We start from the raw sequence: 16801 nt of genomic DNA, 5'->3' as shown, positions 1-16801 counted from the left end.
AGCGCTTTTTTTGTTAGCCATTATGCCATTTATACATCCACAATACGCCTGATTTCATCAAACGGGCGATGCGTCCGGTTACGGTGCGATCTGCTAAATATGCGAAGCCCTGTTTTTTGCCGAGAGAGCCAAGGAAGCCTTTCAGCTTAATTTCTGGCATGGTTTCTGGCAGTTCCTCGCCTTTCCATGTTGCTTTCAATACTTTGACAATCTGTTCTGCTTGTTCTTCCGCCAACTGTGCAGACGGCGCCATTGGCAATGCAGCACAATCACCAACTACGTAAACATGTTCGTCGTCCGGCAACTGATGGTACTGGTTGATGACAATTCGTCCGCTGCTGTCGCTGGCAAGCCCCAGGTCCCGCACTGGCTTGACCGGTTGGATACCCGCTGTCCAAACAACGGCATCTACCGGAATCGTTTCTTCATGGTTATAAAGCATGTTTGGTTCAACTTGTGTGATATTCGAATTGGATACCACATCGACGTTGTTATTTTCAAACCATTTTCGGACAAAATTACTCAAGCGTTCAGGAAAATCACGCAAGATACGAGGGCTGCGGTCAAACAGCTTGATATTCAAGTCTTTCCGGCTTTCCCGCAGTTCACTGGCCAATTCAATCCCGCTGAGTCCAGCTCCTACAACACCCACGACTGCGCCAGCTGGCAAGCCAAGCAAAGCCTGATAAGTCGCGCGTGACTTGCCGATGGTCTGGATGCTGTATGTGAATTCATCAGCTCCGGGCACACTGTGGTACTTGTCTTCGCAGCCAAGACCAATGACCAGGTCATCATAAGCAATGCGGTCGCCATTCTCCATGAAAATGCATTTTTCCTGGAGCCCGATTTCCAGTATTTCACCGTTTACTACCTTCAAGCGCTCGTGTTCCGGGAATGGGACACGCACGTCATGATCTGACTCGGTACCGGCAGCTAAGGCATAGAATTCCGTCTTCATGCTGTGAAAAGGGGTTCGGTCAATTAAAATTATTTCGGTATCCTGTGGAAGGCTGGCTGGCAATAAGCGAAGCAAAATTCGCATATTGCCGTATCCGCCTCCAAGTAAGACTAATTTTCGCATAAATATCTCCTTTAAATTTCGTCTGTCTCATCAATTTCTCACATATGAGTATAGCTGATTGTGATAACTTTCACAATGCTTTAGCCAGAAATCAATTAATTGACTCTGGCTTCGAAAAAAGGTAGGATTTCGTTGTAGTGAGGTGACTTAGAATGAAACCGATTGTTGAATTTTGCATCAGTAATATTGCCAATGGCGCACAAGATTCTTTTGAAAAACTCGAACGGGATCCCAATCTCGATGTTTTGGAATACGGCTGTTTAAGCTATTGCACAAAATGTTCCGAGTCTCTATATGCCCTGGTCAACGGGGAAATCGTCGAAGCAGAATCCACTGATGAACTGACAAAAAAAGTCTACGAATTCATAGAAGAAAACCCGTTATTTTAAGCCGTTGAAAAACGGCTTTTTTTTTGTTTAAAAATTAATCGTAAAATGAAGATTCTCTGCTAAGCTTTGCTCATACTTCCCAAAACTTAAGATTTTCAATCGCAAAGCTGGGCGGCTGTTCTTTTTCCAGCACCGTTTCCATTCGAGTGACGCCAGTGTTGACATGGATCGTATCGATTCCAAAGCGTATTCCTGCCTGGATATCGGTATCGTAATTATCCCCGATCATCACCATTTCGCTTTTTTCTAGACCCGATTCATACTGAATCGCATCAAGCATATGGATTTCCGGTTTGCCGATATAAACTGGATCCACATCGGTCGAAGCCGCTACCAAGGCCGTAAAAGCGCCGTTTCCCGGCAAAAATCCTTTTTCTGAAGGAAAAGCCAGATCTTGATTGGTCGACAGGAAGACCGCCCCTTTTCGGATTTCCAGACAAGCTGCGGCCAGTTTTTCGTAAGTTATGTTGCGGTCGATTCCCATCAGCACAATGCCCGCATCTTCCTCTACCCGCTCGATCCCTTCCTGGCGCAACGCCTGATCCAAACCGTCCGACCCAATCATGTAAACCGATCGTTCGGAATACCAGCGTTTGATATATTTGGCAGCAGCAATTGCTGAAGACATGATGCGCTCTTTTTTTGCATCGATTCCGAAACCGGCCAGTTTGGCCTTTAATTGCTGCTGCGTCATGGATGCATTATTCGTAACGAAATACGGTTCGATCTCTTTCAGCTGCAGGCGTTTGACAAAGGCAGCCGCCTCTTCAACCGGTTCTGTACCACGGTAGATCGTGCCATCCAAATCCAAACAATAGGCACCATACGTTTTTTTAATGGTCATCGTTTGCCTCCGGAATAAATGCCGAAACCGGTCCCAGTTCATGAACAAGATAATGTTCTACTTTTGGTCCGAACGCTTTCAATGATTCCAGGTTGTTGTCGATTGCAGCTGTAATCGCCTGTTGATCTACTTTCATAAACTCACGAACCAGCATTTTCCGTAATGCAATTACTTGCTTTAATGGCTGATCCATCTCTTTTGTGATCACTTGTTCATCTACTAGTATATCGATGATATCGTCGTAGCTGCCCGGGTCCCGCATGATGAATCCGTCAATCATCGAGTTTCCGACATCAATGATCGACTCGATAATATTTGCACCTATACGCTCCAATGCCAACTGTTCGCCAAATGAAGTCCATTGTTGCTGGCCTTCATAATATTCCAATAAAGAATTCATGTACCCAATCGTTTCTGTAATGTTGCTGCGGTCAATAAAATACATAAAAATACCCTCCAATAGGCGTTTGAAAATCTTCGTTTTCTTTCTTTATCATATCATAATGCATGAAAAAACCCCCGGCGGATCAAATGTCCGCTTCGGGAGTCTGTTGTTCGGGTTCTTCAATCGGGGGAGCTGCTTTTCCAACTTTCTTTATCACAAAATAAGCACAGCCAAAATTGCAATACTCGTATAGATAGTCCTGCAGTGTGCTAATTTTGGTATCATATGTCGCCTTGTGGTTGGTGTCTTCAAAAAAGCCTTTTAACCGCAACTGCCCGTAGCCCCAGTCGCCTAAAATATAATCGTATTTTGACAGGATTTCACTAAAACGGGCGGTAATCGCCTCTTCCTGAAATCCTTCGCGGTAATCGATTAATATATCATAATTCCACTGATCCAATGTGATCAATTTTCTCACCATCCATTAGCTGTTAGTAGCAGCTGCTTGCACTTCTCCGAGGCGCTGACGCTCTTTGGCAGCTGCATTGACTTGTTCGTCCGCATGATAGCTGCTTCGGACTAGAGGGCCTGCCTGGCAATGCGAAAACCCTTTAGTCATCGCGATCTCCCAGAATTCCTTGAATTCTTTTGGCGAATAATATTTTTGTACGTTTAAATGTTTTTTCGTAGGCTGGAGATATTGGCCGATTGTCATGATATCAACATCATTTGCGCGCAGGTCATCCATGACTTCGATAATTTCTTCCTTTGTTTCGCCCAAGCCGATCATCAGCGATGATTTAGTCGGAATCTCGGGATGCAGTTCTTTTGAGCGCTTCAACAGCTCCAATGAGCGGTCATATTTAGCACGCGCTCTGACTCTTGGTGTCAGGCGGCGCACCGTTTCTATATTATGATTTAAAATGTCCGGTTTTGCATCCATCAGCCGTTCCAGATTTTCATAGACTCCACCCATATCAGAAGGCAGGACTTCGATCGTTGTAAACGGATTGGCTCGCTTGATTGCCCGGATTGTTTCAGCAAATACAGCCGATCCTCCATCTTTCAAATCATCCCGTGCAACGGCAGTGATAACTGCATGCTTCAAATTCATCATTTTCACAGAAGCTGCAACACGTTCAGGCTCCTGCAGATCCAACTCGTTCGGTAATCCCGTTTTCACTGCACAAAACCGGCAGGCTCTCGTGCAGACAGCTCCAAGAATCATAAACGTAGCAGTTCTTCGGGTGCCCCAGCACTCATGGATATTGGGGCATCTCGCTTCTTCACAGACCGTGTTCAGATTGTTTTCCCGCATCATTTTCTTTAAATCCGTATAGTTTTCATTGGTGTTTAGTTTGATTTTTAACCAATCGGGCTTTCTGAGATGTTCTTGTTTAGTTGCCACGCACATCGTCCCCTATCTATCTGATTTATGTATGGAATCCAATTCTATTCCAAATGTATCATAAAGACTAGTTCCTAACAAGTTCGCCTCTCTCTTTAAAAGCATAGAAAAGCCCGGAAACTAGACGTTTCCGGGCTCGTAAATTATACGTTATTAGCAGCGTCTCTCGCTTTGTTCTTTTTGCTGCTGCTGACCGCATGTATGATGCTTGCAGCCAGGCCACCCCAAATGATGACCATACCGATAATCATGACGACTATTGAACTTACAGACATATGAAGCTCCCCCTTTTAGTTGCGTTCGTCATATTCTCCCTGATCTTTATGCCATTTTCCAAGTGAGAACAGAATTCCGAAAATTATTGCCGCCCCAGCGACTGCCACACCACCTGATAAGGTAAACATGTCGGAATACCCTTCATAGTTGCCGGTCTCCGTCTCAAACTCTTGTAGAATGTTCAGTTTCAATAAGCCGAACATCATATAACCCAATACGATTGGTGTGATAATGCCAAGACTGAATTTCCACCACGCACCCAAATGAATATCGGAGATTTCGTTCGCATGGCCTTTGAGCAAGTCCGCTTTGCGGAAGACCCAAACAACCAGTAGAACTTCCACTAAACCGATTGCCGCAACACCGAATTGGTTGATGAAGTAATCTGCCAAATCCAGGAAGTACAAACCGCCTTGTGTGGCGAATAGGATTGAAATTAAAGCAGCCAGGCCGCCGCCGAAGAGCACTGATTTATTGCGGGAAATACCGAACTTCTCTGAGAAACCAGCAACATAAGTTTCAGTGATTGAAATCAATGAAGTTAATCCTGCCAATGTCAGCGACAAGAAGAACATTGCCCCAAACAGGCCATTGAATCCCGGGAACTCGTTGATGATCTGCGGAAATACCACAAAAGCAAGTCCGACTCCGGCTGTAGCAACATCACTAACCGCGACACCTTGCTGAGCCGCCATGAATCCAAGTGCTGCAAATATTCCGATACCCGCCAATAACTCAAATGCCGAATTGGCAAAGCCTGTAATAAAGGCGTTGTTGGTGATATCCGATTTTTTCGGCAGATAACTTGAATACGTGATCATGATCGCAAATGCTACAGACAAACTGAAGAATATATGTCCATAGGCTGCAACCCATACCGATGGATCCATTATGGCATCAAAGTTCGGCTGGAAGAACGCTTCCAAACCTACCAATGCACCGTCTAATGTCACAGCACGAACAACGACTGCGAAGAAGATAATTACCAAAGTCGGGATGAAAATCCGATTGGCCATCTCAATTCCTTTTTTGACCCCTGCCAGCAGAATACCCAGCGTGATGATCCATACTAACGCAAGCGGGATAAATACGCCCCATACAATCCCGCCAGTTTGTCCTGGTTGAACTGTCAGCTGCAAAAAGTCATTGAATAGGAAGTCCTGTGTATCTGTACCCCATGCCTGATTGAAAGAAAATATAGTATAGCGCATTGCCCAGGCGATAATTACGGCATAGTACACAGATATGACAAAGGACACAAATACTGCCCACCAACCAAGCCATTCCAATTTTTTGCCGCCCATTCTGAAGAATGACAACGGTGCTGAGCCACGGTACTTATGGCCAATTGTAAATTCCAAAATCAGAATCGGAATTCCCGCAGTCAATAATGCAAATAGATATGGTATGAAAAATGCACCCCCGCCATTTTCATATGCAACATATGGAAAGCGCCATATGTTCCCAAGACCTACTGCAGAACCCACAGCTGCCATAATAAAGCCGGCACGTGTACCCCATTGCGAACGTTCCATCTCTCTTCCCCCTTTGTGTTATCCCATTTTATTTACATAAAAATAGGAATTTTGTTTGTTTTCAGATTATTAATTAATCTAAAAATAGTATACCGAGAGGCTTCCCCAAAGTAAAGACGAATTCGTAATATATTTCAAAAAAACTATTGCGGCAAAAGTAAAAAGGCAGAGAATTAGCTTCTCTGTCCCCTTTTCATTGTGCATTTTGTTGTTTTTCAATAATAGTTGTCCGTTGTGACCAGACGATAAAGAGCACAGCAAGCACCACTATGACTACGCATAATGAGATCAATAATGAGCCAGTATAACCTATGACAATATACCCTATCGCAGCAATACCGGCTGCTGTCAACGCATAGGGGATCTGCGTTAAGACATGGTCCATATGGTTGCTCCCTGCTCCTGTAGATGATAGGATTGTCGTATCAGAAATCGGTGAGCAATGATCTCCGAATACAGCTCCTGCCAAAACTGCTGATAAAGCAGGAAGCAGCAAGGATGGCTCAGCTTCGATCATAATTGTTCCTGCAATCGGCAACAGAATACCGAATGATCCCCATGAAGTTCCCGTTGAGAAAGCCATGATTCCAGCTAACACAAACAATAGGACCGGCAAAATGGCTGTCGGTACATTGCCTTCAGAAACAACATTTGCCAAATATGCTCCTGTTTCGAGCGATCCGATCAATGATGTCAGTGACCACGCAAAAATCAAAATCAGCACCGCACCCATCATGGATTTAATGCCTGCCCAAATGCCTTTGCCGATCCAACCAACATTTGCTGTTTTGTTCTTTTTAATTTGCATCGCATAAAGGATGATTGACGTCAATGCTCCCAAAACACCGCCTGTGAGCAATGAAGCTGGAACATCCGTGTTCTCAAAAATCAACCAGATATCAAAGACTTGGCCAGCATTCTGGTAGCCGGTCCAAATCATCGCACCTACTGTTCCGACGATCAACAGCAGAATCGGAAGCAATAAATCTCTAACATGTCCATAAGAATGAGATGGGAAATCTTCCTTCATTTCACCAGGGATTGTTTTATTAGGATCGAAAAGCTGCCCCTTGGAAATTGCCAATACTTCGTGTTTTTTCATTTCGCCAAAGTCGACATCGCGGACTGCGACAAAAAAGACAATGGCCAGTGAAGCGACGACGTAGAAGTTCATCGGTGCCATCCATAAGAAGGCTTCCAGCGCGGAATATTCCACAAAGGTCTGCCCGGCTAAGATGGTAGCGATAATGCCGATGATGGCCGCCCCCCAGCTCGATACTGGTGAAACCACACAAACAGGTGCAGCAGTTGAATCGATAAAGTAAGCAAGTTTCGCACGCGAAATTTTGTACCGATCTGTGATGGGACGTGCAACTTGTCCCACCGCCAAAGCGTTGAAATAATCATCAATAAAGATGACGATTCCAAGGGCCACTGTTAAAACTTTTGCCCCTCTCCGTGACTTGATGCGTGTCGAAGCCCACTCTGCGAAAGCATGGCTTCCTCCAGACAAGCTGACGAAAGCTGTAATGATGCCCAGCAATAAAAGAAATAGAATGATAAAGACATTATAGGCATTAAAGCCTCCGTCCCAAAAAATAATTGCAAATGATGCTACAAGCTCCTGCAAGGCTTCAACCGGTGCAAACCATGTCAGGATAACAGCCGCTGCGACAATACCAGTACCCAACGACAACAGCACACGGCGGGTCAACAGTACCATGACGATTGCAATGATTGGCGGCAAAATCGAAAAAATCGTATTCTCCATAAAATTTCCTCCTTATTTTTGATGGGTGAAAAATGAGAAAAAAAGGCTGACCTCTCCAGTTGGATAAGTCAGCCTTCTACAATTCGTCTGTGCGTTAAAACGTCAAACAACCCTGTAGCTCTCCATTCAAGCCTCAGCCTGAATGACAGTGACATTCTTCTTCAGAATGACCCCAATCCATTTCCTGTGACCCAGGAAACGGATTTCGGCAAAACTTCCTTTCAGATGCGTTCCACGCGGTCAAACTCGCGCATCCTACTGATCAGTCCTGCAGCCTCTACCCACCATTATTTATTTCATTGTTAGCATAGCCCAAAATCCAGACAAAATCAAATGCCTATTTACTCTGAACATTCCTTCTATTTCAAGGCTTTGCTGTGAAAATACTGGCTAAAAACATCCCGCAAAAACTCCGGCATAAAGTAAGTTTTGGCAGCCCGTTTCAAGCTCGGGAAAAAATAGCCGAACGTCAGCATATCCAGTGTAATCAACCGGTAAGTTTGATCGTGCACCGCCAATTGTCCATTGATGTAAAAGCGGTGGTCGATGATCTCCATGTTAAAATGAAGCATCTTTCCGAACACGACACCACGGAACCCCATGCCTTTTAATTCAAGCTGCGGCCATTCTGAGTTCAGGGACTGCAAGTAAATCTCTTTTAACTCTGCTCCGCTTAATTCAACGAGGCAGGGGTTGATCGGATGAGGCAGCATCTTGTGAAAGTCGTAGCGAGTCAAGTCGCCTTTTGGCATATCTTCCATGAAAATCCCGGCATTGAACAAGGCGCAGTCAGCTTCTGAAAATTCCAGCATTGCGCGTCCAAACAAAGTTCCAAGCTCCGAATCTTTAAACCATTCCGCTTTCAAAGTTTTCGTGCTGTGAAACACCAGTTCTCCCATCTGCTTTTTCCCCTGCTCCACCAAAAATTCATCAAATCCATCTTCTGTTTCTTGAAGACGGGAAGTCTCGATAAGCCGTGCCGAAGATTTTTCAAAGCTGCTCTCAACTGCAATATGGCCAATATAAAATCCAAACTTGCCGGCAGCTCCCAACAGTGTATCCCCTTGCCACTTTCCTTCGTGGAATATGTGGTGGGTGTGGGCTCCCAAAATAATATTGATGTTAGGACATAGATCCACCAATAACTCGTCTTCCTTAATGCCCAGATGCGACAGGCAGACGATTAGGTCTGTCTCATCTTTTATTTCTTCTACTGCTTGGATGATCGACTCTTTTGCATCCGTAACTTGCCACCCCAGTTTCCGGTAAAACGGGGTAAATTCTGCAGTCGCTCCCACCAGCCCGATGCGCACTCCATTTTTTGCCTGTATTATATAATGAGGCTTAGCCCAAATTGGCCGATTGCCTTCCAAGTCGAATAAATTCGATACCACCACTTCAAAATCAGCTTGGACATACAAGTCATTCAATTCTTCTTTTGACAGTGTGATCCCTTCATTATTGCCGATTGTCACAGCGTCGTATTCCGCTTCGTTCAACAACTGGACATTGCCTTTTCCGGCTGTGCCTTCTGTAAAGGGATGCGAACGGTCTGCATGGTCGCCGACATCCAAAATCAGGCAGATATCGCCTTCTTCCTCATGCCATCTTTTGCGTTCAGCTAAAAAAGACTTGATGCGCGGCCAGTTCGCGAAATGACTATGCAAATCATTGGTATGATAAATATGAATAGTTTGGTTCATGATAACACCTCTTTAAGAACTGAATATTCCTTCGTAAATTGATCGCAGCCCCAATACCAGGAGTACAATCCGCAAAATTACCACCAGCATTTCCGAATCGAGGCGTTTGTTTAAGTTGGCGCCGATCTTTGCACCGATGTAAGCACCCGGAACTACTGCAATCGTATAAATCCACGGCACATGACCCAGTGAAATATGAGTAACCGAGTTGACAAGTGCCGACAAAAAAACCATGAACATCGAAGTGCCGATCGCCACGTGGGGCGGAAATAAAAATAACAGAATCATAGCTGGCACAATAATCGATCCGCCGCCTATGCCAAAAAGCCCGGAAGCAAAACCCACAAAAAATGTCAGCAGCAAAGCGAACCAAATGGGATAGCCATAAATATATTGTTTTCCCTGTGCGTCCGTAAATGTCGTTTTGCGTCCGTTATTGACAAACCAAAAGACAGCTTTTAGATGATCACGCAACATCAACAGCAAGGATAGCAAAACGAGAAGAATGCCGAAATACAGATTGAAAGTGGGCAAGTCGAGGTTTTTATTGACGAAAGCGCCGATGACCGTTCCTGGTGCACTGCCTGCAAAGAAAATGAGTCCACTTTTATAATCCACTGTCCGAACTTTCATATAAGCCAAAGTAGAGGACAGTCCTGTGAAAATCATCATTACAACAGACAAGCCGACAATCTTTTGTGGGGATAGTTCAGGAAAAAAAGCGAAGCTGGTGCCGAGAAACAACAAGGCCGGCACCAATATAACTCCCCCACCCAGCCCTATCAAAGCACCAACAACGCCGGAAACTACTCCGACAAGCGCCATGATCAAGAAAACCATTAAAATCCTCCTTCAAACAAATCCATCTGTTTGGGAGAAAGCCCATCAAACGATAATCCGTTCATTTTTTGAAACTCTTTGGCATTTCCTGCTGCATGGCCGCCTGAATTATTATTAAAGATAACATAGACATTCTCTGTAGTGTCGGCCAACGCCTCGACTGCGCGGCTGATTTCCTCGAGCTCTTCTTTGTTGTAATCATAAAGATAGCGAACTTCCCGCCAGTTCTGTCCGTGTCCCGGGTTCAACCAGCCATGGACATTGCGCCCGTGAATCCGCAGCAGCACTTTATCTTTTCTTGAAGAAACTGGAACCATGGGAATTGAGCCGTCCCCAGCCTGCGGTTCGTCACAAACGGAATGGATCAGATTGTTGTCCCGCAGGAAATCCAATGTTTTTTCGCTCATCCCATTGGCATACCAGGACTGATGGCGAAACTCTATCGCTAAATCGAATTCTGTAAGGCGCCCGGTAATTTCCCTAAGTTGGTCGACATTATCCTTCTGGCAATCAAACCATGGCGGAAACTGCAGCAGTACCATTGCAAGCTTGCCTTCTTCTTTCAACGGACGGACAGATTTGCAGAATGCTTCAAACATATCATCACGCGACTCAAATGGATTTTCTCCACGCTGATGGCCAGTCATCCCTTGATAGGCTTTTACCACAAACTGAAAATTTTCGGGTGTCTCCGCAATCCACTTCCGGATATTCCGTTCAGGCTGAACCGCGTAAAACGAGGAATCCAGCTCGACAATCGGAAAATGAGCGCCATAATCAATCAACTTCTCTGTCTTTTTTGAGCCTGGGCTATAGACATCCGGATGGTCTCCCCAACCCGTCAATCCTACATAAATCATCGTCCCGCCTCCAATTATCGTTATTATTTTATGATAGCATAGAAAAAATAGAACGTCTTTTTTAAAGAGAAATCCTTTAAAGCAACTGATATTTTATAGGTGAAATATTTTTAAAGGAACAAGACAGCTGCTTCTGCCGCCTCCCTTCTTTGGACTGTGCTACAATTTTTATAAAGCGTAAGGAGATGCCAGGATGAGGAAAAAAACATGGGATCATAAAGGAATCATCGTGAAATTCGAGGCGAACCGCAATGATGACTTGGCTATTCCAATGGCCGCTTATATGCGCCACCAGTTTGACTTTCTGGGCATTAAAACTCCTTTGCGGAAAGCGTTGCTGAGGGAGCAATTTCTGGAGTACCAGCTGCCAGACCCAGGGGAAATATCAGAAGAGGTATGGAAACTCTATAACCTGACAGAACGGGAATACCAATATGCGGCAATTGCTTTGTTGGAAAAAATGAAAAAGCAGTTAACCATAGAGGACTTGCCTTTTCTACAGGAACTCATTGAAAGCAAGTCCTGGTGGGACAGCGTTGATTCGATCGCTCCACGAACACTTGGCCATGTCATTGGAACGGACCGGGCTGCGGGTAGGGCAGCCATGTTTGCCTGGTCTGAATCCCCGAATATGTGGACTAATCGAGCAGCAATTCTTCATCAACTAAAATACAAACAACAGACAGATACAACAGGACTGTCTCATATCATTTTGCAGCACGCCACATCCTCTGAGTTCTTCATCCAAAAATCCATTGGCTGGGCGCTGCGCGAATACGCTAAAACAGATGCTGATTGGGTGCAGTCTTTTATTTTTAAAAATTCTATAATGCCTCTCAGCAAACGGGAAGCACTGAAAAATATTAAAAATAGCCTTTAGCATACCTTGTGCATGCTAAAGGCTATTTCACTTACCCTCTTAAATTTCATTTCATCAGTTTAAAATATTCCGCCAAGCCCTTTGCCGCCGCCAATGACAGATTTCGCTGATTCCATCAATTCTTTCTTTTCAGTTGCGTCAATTTCTCCATCCTCGTGGGCTTGTTTGGCTTGTTCCATAACTTCTTTGGCTTGCCCTAAATCTGCGTTGCTGAGTTTTTCTTTCAATGCATCAAATTTTTGACTCATGTTCAGCATACCTCCTTGAATTTTATGTTCCTAATTCTTATACCCTTTGCAAGAACAATAAAACTACAAGGATCCCCAAATGATCTTAACTGAAAAACTGTAGCGGCCCATGTTTCCGAATTAAGCAATATTCACAAAAACAGCCCTTGGCATGAGAATATCCACGCCAAGGGCTGTTTCCTGATTTTATTAACCGATAGAGCCTTCCATTTCGAACTTGATCAAACGGTTCATTTCCACCGCATATTCCATTGGAAGTTCTTTCGTGAATGGCTCGATAAAGCCCATTACGATCATTTCTGTTGCTTCCTGCTCTGAAACGCCACGGCTCATCAAGTAGAACAATTGCTCTTCAGATACTTTTGAAACTTTCGCTTCGTGTTCCAAAGAAACGTTATCGTTTAAGATTTCGTTGTATGGAATTGTATCTGAAGTTGATTGGTTGTCCATGATCAGCGTGTCACATTCAATGTTTGAACGTGCGCCATCCGCTTTGCGTCCAAAATGAACCATCCCGCGGTATGAAACTTTACCGCCTTGTTTCGAAATGGATTTCGAAACAATGGATGAAGATGTGTTTGGAGCCAAGTGAATCATTTTCGCTCCTGCATCCTGGTGTTGGCCTTTGCCGGCAATAGCGATTGACAGGGTCATACCGCGAGCGCCTTCACCTTTCAAGTAAACAGCTGGGTATTTCATTGTCACTTTCGAACCAATGTTGCCATCGATCCATTCCATTGTGCCGTTAGCGTCAACAAATGCACGCTTCGTCACAAGGTTAAAGACATTGTTTGCCCAGTTTTGAATCGTTGTGTAGCGGCAATAAGCATCTTTTTTCACGATGATTTCCACCACAGCTGAGTGAAGTGAATTCGTCGTGTAAACAGGAGCTGTACAGCCTTCTACATAGTGGACGCTTGCGCCTTCATCAACAATGATGAGAGTACGCTCAAACTGACCCATGTTTTCTGAGTTGATGCGGAAGTAAGCCTGAAGCGGAGATTCCACTTTGATGCCTTTAGGCACATAGATGAATGATCCACCAGACCAAACCGCTGTGTTCAACGCAGCGAACTTATTATCAGCTGCCGGAATAACCGACTGCCAATATTCTTTGAAAAGGTCTTCGTTTTCACGAAGCGCCGCACCAGTATCTTTAAAGACAATTCCCATGTCTTCCAATTCGACTTTCATGTTGTGGTAAACCACTTCAGATTCATATTGAGCCGATACGCCAGCCAAATACTTTTGCTCTGCTTCTGGAATCCCCAATTTGTCGAATGTGCGTTTGATTTCTTCAGGAACTTCATCCCATGAAGTTTGGCTCGCTTCTGATGGTTTTACGTAATACGTAATTTCATCAAAGTTCAACGAACTTAAATCGCCGCCCCATTGTGGCATCGGCATTGAATAAAACAATTTCAATGCTTTCAGACGGGAATTCAACATCCATTCCGGTTCTTCTTTAATTTTCGAGATTTCTCTTACAATTCCTTCAGTCAGGCCACGTTTAGATCTGAAAACTGAAACATCCTTGTCGTGAAACCCATATTTATAATCACCGATTTCTGGCATTTGTTTCGCCATCGTCGTTCCTCCGTTCTCTGTTACGATTTTTCTTCGTTTTGTACGCCTTTTTCCATGGCTTTCCATGCTAAAGTCGCACATTTGATACGGGCTGGAAACTGTGAGACGCCTTGTAATGCTTCAATATCGCCAAGGTCGATTGAATCATCGTAGTCCTTGCCGAGCATCATATCTGAAAAGATGCCGGAAAGTTTTAATGCCGTATCAATTTCCTGTCCCTTGACAGCTTGCGTCATCATAGATGCAGAAGCCATTGAAATCGAACATCCTTCACCGTCAAACTTCGCATCTTTGACAATGCCGTCCTCGACCTGCAAAGTCAAGTGGATGCGGTCTCCGCAGGTCGGGTTGTTCATCTCAATATTGACGCTGTTATCTTCAATCGTCCCTTTGTTGCGGGGCGTTTTATAATGATCCATAATAACACGGCGGTATAATTGGTCTAAGTTATTAGAAGACATCGTTGAAATACTCCTTTGCCGAACGCAGACCTTCTACCAAGCGGTCAACATCTGACTCGCCATTGTATAAGTAGAAGCTCGCGCGTGCTGTAGCTGTAACTTCCAGCCATTTCATCAAAGGCTGAGCGCAGTGATGGCCTGCACGAACTGCAATGCCGCTCATATCAAGAACGGTTGCGACGTCGTGCGGATGAACATCGTTCAAGTTGAACGTGACAATTCCAGCCCGCTGCTGCGGATCAGCCGGACCATAAATTTCCAGTCCTTCAATACTGCTCATTTTTTCCATTGCATAGGCAGCCATTTGATGTTCATGCTTTTCAATTTCATTTAAACCGATTTCGTTCAGGAAATCTATAGCTGCACCCAATCCCACAGCGCCTGCGATAATCGGTGTACCGCCTTCGAATTTCCAAGGCAGCTCTTTCCAGGTTGAATCGTATAATCCGACAAAGTCGATCATTTCTCCGCCAAACTCTACCGGTTCCATATTGTTCAATAATTCCTTTTTGCCATAAAGTACGCCGATCCCTGTAGGACCGCACATTTTGTGGCCGGAAAAGGCGAAGAAATCACAGTCAAGCTGCTGAACATCTATTTTCAGATGGGGCGCAGCCTGAGCTCCGTCCACTACCATCACCGCTCCATTTTCATGGGCGATCTGTGCAACTTCCTTAACAGGATTCATGGTGCCAAGAACGTTCGAGACGTAAACCATTGAAACGATTTTTGTCCGTTCCGTTACGGCTGCGCGAACCTGTTCCAAAGAAATCGTGCCGTCTTTTTCCAACTCTACATATTTCAAAATGGCACCGCGTTCTTTCGCTAATTGCTGCCATGGAATAATATTGGAATGATGTTCCATATAGGTAATGACAATTTCATCGCCTTCATCTACATTGGCTCTGCCGTAGCTTTGCGCAACGAGGTTGATAGCAGTTGTTGTCCCCCGCAGGAAGATCGTTTCTTCTGTTGAATTGGCGTTAATGAATTTCCGGACTTTTTCACGGGCGCCTTCGTATTTTTCAGTTGCACGGTTGCCGAGCGTATGAACGCCCCGGTGCACATTGGAATTGTCCAGTTCATAGTAATTCGATAATGCTTCAATTACCTGAACTGGTTTTTGTGAAGTTGCAGCGCTGTCCAGATAAACAAGCGGATGCCCGTTTATTTCTTGGTTGAGAATCGGAAAATAGCTTTTTATCTCTTGGTTGATCATTAGCGGACTTTCCTTTCGATAACCTCCGTCAATTGCTTTTTAACGCCTTCGATTGGCAATACACGAACGACCGGTGCCAAGAAACCGTGAATAACAAGACGTTCAGCTTCCTGTTTTGTGATGCCGCGGCTCATCAAATAGTACAATTGAAGCGGATCTACGCGTCCGACTGAAGCAGCATGTCCCGCTGTTACATCATCTTCGTCGATTAAAAGAATCGGGTTAGCGTCACCGCGCGCTTTTTCACTTAGCATTAAGACGCGTGATTCCTGAACAGCGTTTGATCTTGTTGCACCATGTTCGATTTTGCCGATGCCGTTAAAGATGGCGGAGGCTGAATCTTTCATCACACCGTGTTTTAAGATAAACCCTTCGGAATCTTTGCCCCAATGGACAACTTGAGTCGTAAAGTTTTGTTTTTGCGACCCGCGTCCTACTACAACGCTTTTCGTATCGCCATAAGAATTATCGCCGATTAGATTTGTCGTGTTTTCGGAAATTGTGTCGCTATCGTTCATCATACCCAATGCCCATTCAATCCGTGCATCACGAGCTGCTCTGCCGCGCCGGTTTACATACGTAATAAAACCTTCTGCCAATGTATCTACTGCGCCATACGTAATTTGTGCATTGTCTTCAGCAAATACTTCGGAAACAATATTAGCCAATCCGTTTGCATGTGGGACAGTTGAGAAATAGTTTTCGACATAAGTCACTTTACTGCTCGTATCCGCAACCACGATCACATGGTTGAACAACGAAGCTTCAGCGTCATCATGATAAAAAACCACTTGCACAGGTTCTTCTACTACAACATTTTTCGGAACATAAAGGAATGCGCCGCCGTTCATCAACGCCGCATTCAACGCTGTCAATTTATGCTCATCTGTTTTCACGCCGTTTGTCATAAAGTATTTTTTGACCAAATCGCCGTGTTCACGAAGAGCAGTGAAAATATCCGTCAAAATAACGCCTTGAGCTGCAAGTTCCTCGGAAACGCGTGAAAATGCAGGAGTGTTATTGTGCTGGATATAAAGGTTTTTTTGCTTCAAATCCACGATGGACTTAATATCTTCAGTCAAATCTTCAATAGAATCGAAGACTGAACTTTGTACTGTATGCACTGGAAATTCAGTAAAGTTCCAGCTAAGAATTTTGGTTTTGTCTGGTTTTGGCAGCGGCAAAGTTTGCGCTTCACCAAACGAACGAAGACGAAGCTCAGTAAACCATGAAGGTTCACCATTCATTTCTGAAAAAGAGCGCACGTCCTGCTCGGTCATTTTTGAATTTGTTTCAACCGTCATGCTAGTCTCT

General features: G+C 44.6%; 18 protein-coding genes and 1 riboswitch. Of the genes, 2 read left to right on the top strand and 16 right to left on the bottom strand.

Annotated elements, in window-relative coordinates; all coding sequences use genetic code 11:
- Positions 1–13 precede the first annotated feature (13 nt).
- On the bottom strand, positions 14–1081 hold the full coding sequence (locus tag QOZ98_RS15805; RefSeq protein ID WP_308788316.1) for an NAD(P)/FAD-dependent oxidoreductase: 1068 nt from the start codon (positions 1079–1081) through the stop codon (positions 14–16).
- Positions 1082–1233: 152 nt separating this feature from the next.
- On the opposite strand from QOZ98_RS15805, the gene QOZ98_RS15800 reads away from it, so the two are divergent.
- Positions 1234–1470, top strand: a complete 237-nt coding sequence (locus QOZ98_RS15800) for a YuzB family protein (protein WP_006828519.1) — start codon at positions 1234–1236, stop codon at positions 1468–1470.
- A 70-nt stretch (positions 1471–1540) separates the two neighbouring features.
- On the opposite strand, the gene QOZ98_RS15795 is transcribed toward QOZ98_RS15800, so the two are convergent.
- The 10 genes from QOZ98_RS15795 to QOZ98_RS15750 all read right to left on the bottom strand — a co-directional run bounded on the left by QOZ98_RS15795 (position 1541) and on the right by QOZ98_RS15750 (position 11092).
- Positions 1541–2314 (bottom strand): TIGR01457 family HAD-type hydrolase, encoded by a 774-nt coding sequence (locus tag QOZ98_RS15795; protein ID WP_308788315.1) that lies wholly within the window; start codon positions 2312–2314, stop codon positions 1541–1543.
- Positions 2304–2759 (bottom strand): DUF86 domain-containing protein, encoded by a 456-nt coding sequence (locus tag QOZ98_RS15790; RefSeq protein ID WP_308788314.1) that lies wholly within the window; start codon positions 2757–2759, stop codon positions 2304–2306. The genes QOZ98_RS15795 and QOZ98_RS15790 overlap by 11 nt, the downstream gene beginning before the upstream one ends.
- Positions 2760–2841: 82 nt before the next feature.
- The gene (locus tag QOZ98_RS15785; RefSeq protein ID WP_308788313.1) at positions 2842–3168 is read right to left on the bottom strand and encodes a YutD family protein; all 327 of its coding nucleotides are present in this window, start codon (positions 3166–3168) and stop codon (positions 2842–2844) included.
- A gap of 15 nt (positions 3169–3183) precedes the next feature.
- The gene (gene lipA / locus QOZ98_RS15780; protein ID WP_308788312.1) at positions 3184–4107 is read right to left on the bottom strand and encodes a lipoyl synthase; all 924 of its coding nucleotides are present in this window, start codon (positions 4105–4107) and stop codon (positions 3184–3186) included.
- Between the two features lie 143 nt (positions 4108–4250).
- A complete protein-coding gene (locus QOZ98_RS15775; RefSeq protein ID WP_308788311.1) occupies positions 4251–4382 on the bottom strand; it encodes a methionine/alanine import family NSS transporter small subunit in 132 nt (43 codons plus the stop codon).
- A 15-nt stretch (positions 4383–4397) separates the two neighbouring features.
- Positions 4398–5918 carry a sodium-dependent transporter gene (locus QOZ98_RS15770; RefSeq protein WP_308788310.1) on the bottom strand — a complete coding sequence of 507 codons (1521 nt, stop codon included), beginning with the start codon at positions 5916–5918 and terminating at the stop codon, positions 4398–4400.
- 193 nt (positions 5919–6111) lie between these two features.
- On the bottom strand, positions 6112–7689 hold the full coding sequence (locus tag QOZ98_RS15765) for a Na+/H+ antiporter NhaC family protein (protein WP_308788309.1): 1578 nt from the start codon (positions 7687–7689) through the stop codon (positions 6112–6114).
- A gap of 107 nt (positions 7690–7796) precedes the next feature.
- Positions 7797–7977: riboswitch (Lysine riboswitch) on the bottom strand.
- A 71-nt stretch (positions 7978–8048) separates the two neighbouring features.
- Positions 8049–9392, bottom strand: a complete 1344-nt coding sequence (locus tag QOZ98_RS15760) for a bifunctional metallophosphatase/5'-nucleotidase (RefSeq protein WP_308788308.1) — start codon at positions 9390–9392, stop codon at positions 8049–8051.
- A gap of 12 nt (positions 9393–9404) precedes the next feature.
- Positions 9405–10232: a sulfite exporter TauE/SafE family protein gene (locus tag QOZ98_RS15755; RefSeq protein WP_308788307.1), complete on the bottom strand. Its 828-nt coding sequence runs from the start codon at positions 10230–10232 to the stop codon at positions 9405–9407.
- Positions 10232–11092, bottom strand: coding sequence for a DUF72 domain-containing protein (locus QOZ98_RS15750; protein WP_308788306.1), 861 nt, complete (start codon positions 11090–11092; stop codon positions 10232–10234). Before QOZ98_RS15750 ends, QOZ98_RS15755 begins: the two co-directional genes overlap by 1 nt.
- 193 nt (positions 11093–11285) lie before the next feature.
- On the opposite strand from QOZ98_RS15750, the gene QOZ98_RS15745 reads away from it, so the two are divergent.
- Positions 11286–11972, top strand: coding sequence for a DNA alkylation repair protein (locus QOZ98_RS15745; protein WP_308788305.1), 687 nt, complete (start codon positions 11286–11288; stop codon positions 11970–11972).
- A gap of 59 nt (positions 11973–12031) precedes the next feature.
- Here the strand turns inward: QOZ98_RS15745 and QOZ98_RS15740 are convergent, their stop codons facing one another.
- The 5 genes from QOZ98_RS15740 to sufD form a co-directional block, all read right to left on the bottom strand.
- The gene (locus QOZ98_RS15740; RefSeq protein WP_142828938.1) at positions 12032–12220 is read right to left on the bottom strand and encodes a hypothetical protein; all 189 of its coding nucleotides are present in this window, start codon (positions 12218–12220) and stop codon (positions 12032–12034) included.
- Between the two features lie 189 nt (positions 12221–12409).
- Complete coding sequence (gene sufB, locus QOZ98_RS15735; protein ID WP_142828937.1) at positions 12410–13807, bottom strand: Fe-S cluster assembly protein SufB; 1398 nt, start codon at positions 13805–13807, stop codon at positions 12410–12412.
- A 20-nt stretch (positions 13808–13827) separates the two neighbouring features.
- The gene (sufU, locus tag QOZ98_RS15730) at positions 13828–14268 is read right to left on the bottom strand and encodes a Fe-S cluster assembly sulfur transfer protein SufU (protein ID WP_308788304.1); all 441 of its coding nucleotides are present in this window, start codon (positions 14266–14268) and stop codon (positions 13828–13830) included.
- Entirely contained in the window at positions 14258–15487 is a 1230-nt protein-coding gene (locus QOZ98_RS15725; protein ID WP_308788303.1) for a cysteine desulfurase, read from the bottom strand. Before QOZ98_RS15725 ends, sufU begins: the two co-directional genes overlap by 11 nt.
- The gene (sufD, locus tag QOZ98_RS15720) at positions 15487–16791 is read right to left on the bottom strand and encodes a Fe-S cluster assembly protein SufD (RefSeq protein WP_308788302.1); all 1305 of its coding nucleotides are present in this window, start codon (positions 16789–16791) and stop codon (positions 15487–15489) included. Before sufD ends, QOZ98_RS15725 begins: the two co-directional genes overlap by 1 nt.
- Positions 16792–16801: the final 10 nt, after the last annotated feature.

This window comes from Planomicrobium stackebrandtii (assembly GCF_030814955.1).
Classification (GTDB): Bacteria; Bacillota; Bacilli; order Bacillales_A; family Planococcaceae; genus Planococcus; species Planococcus stackebrandtii.
Note: the sequence above shows the minus strand (reverse complement) of the source record. Positions and strands in the feature narration are given on the sequence as shown.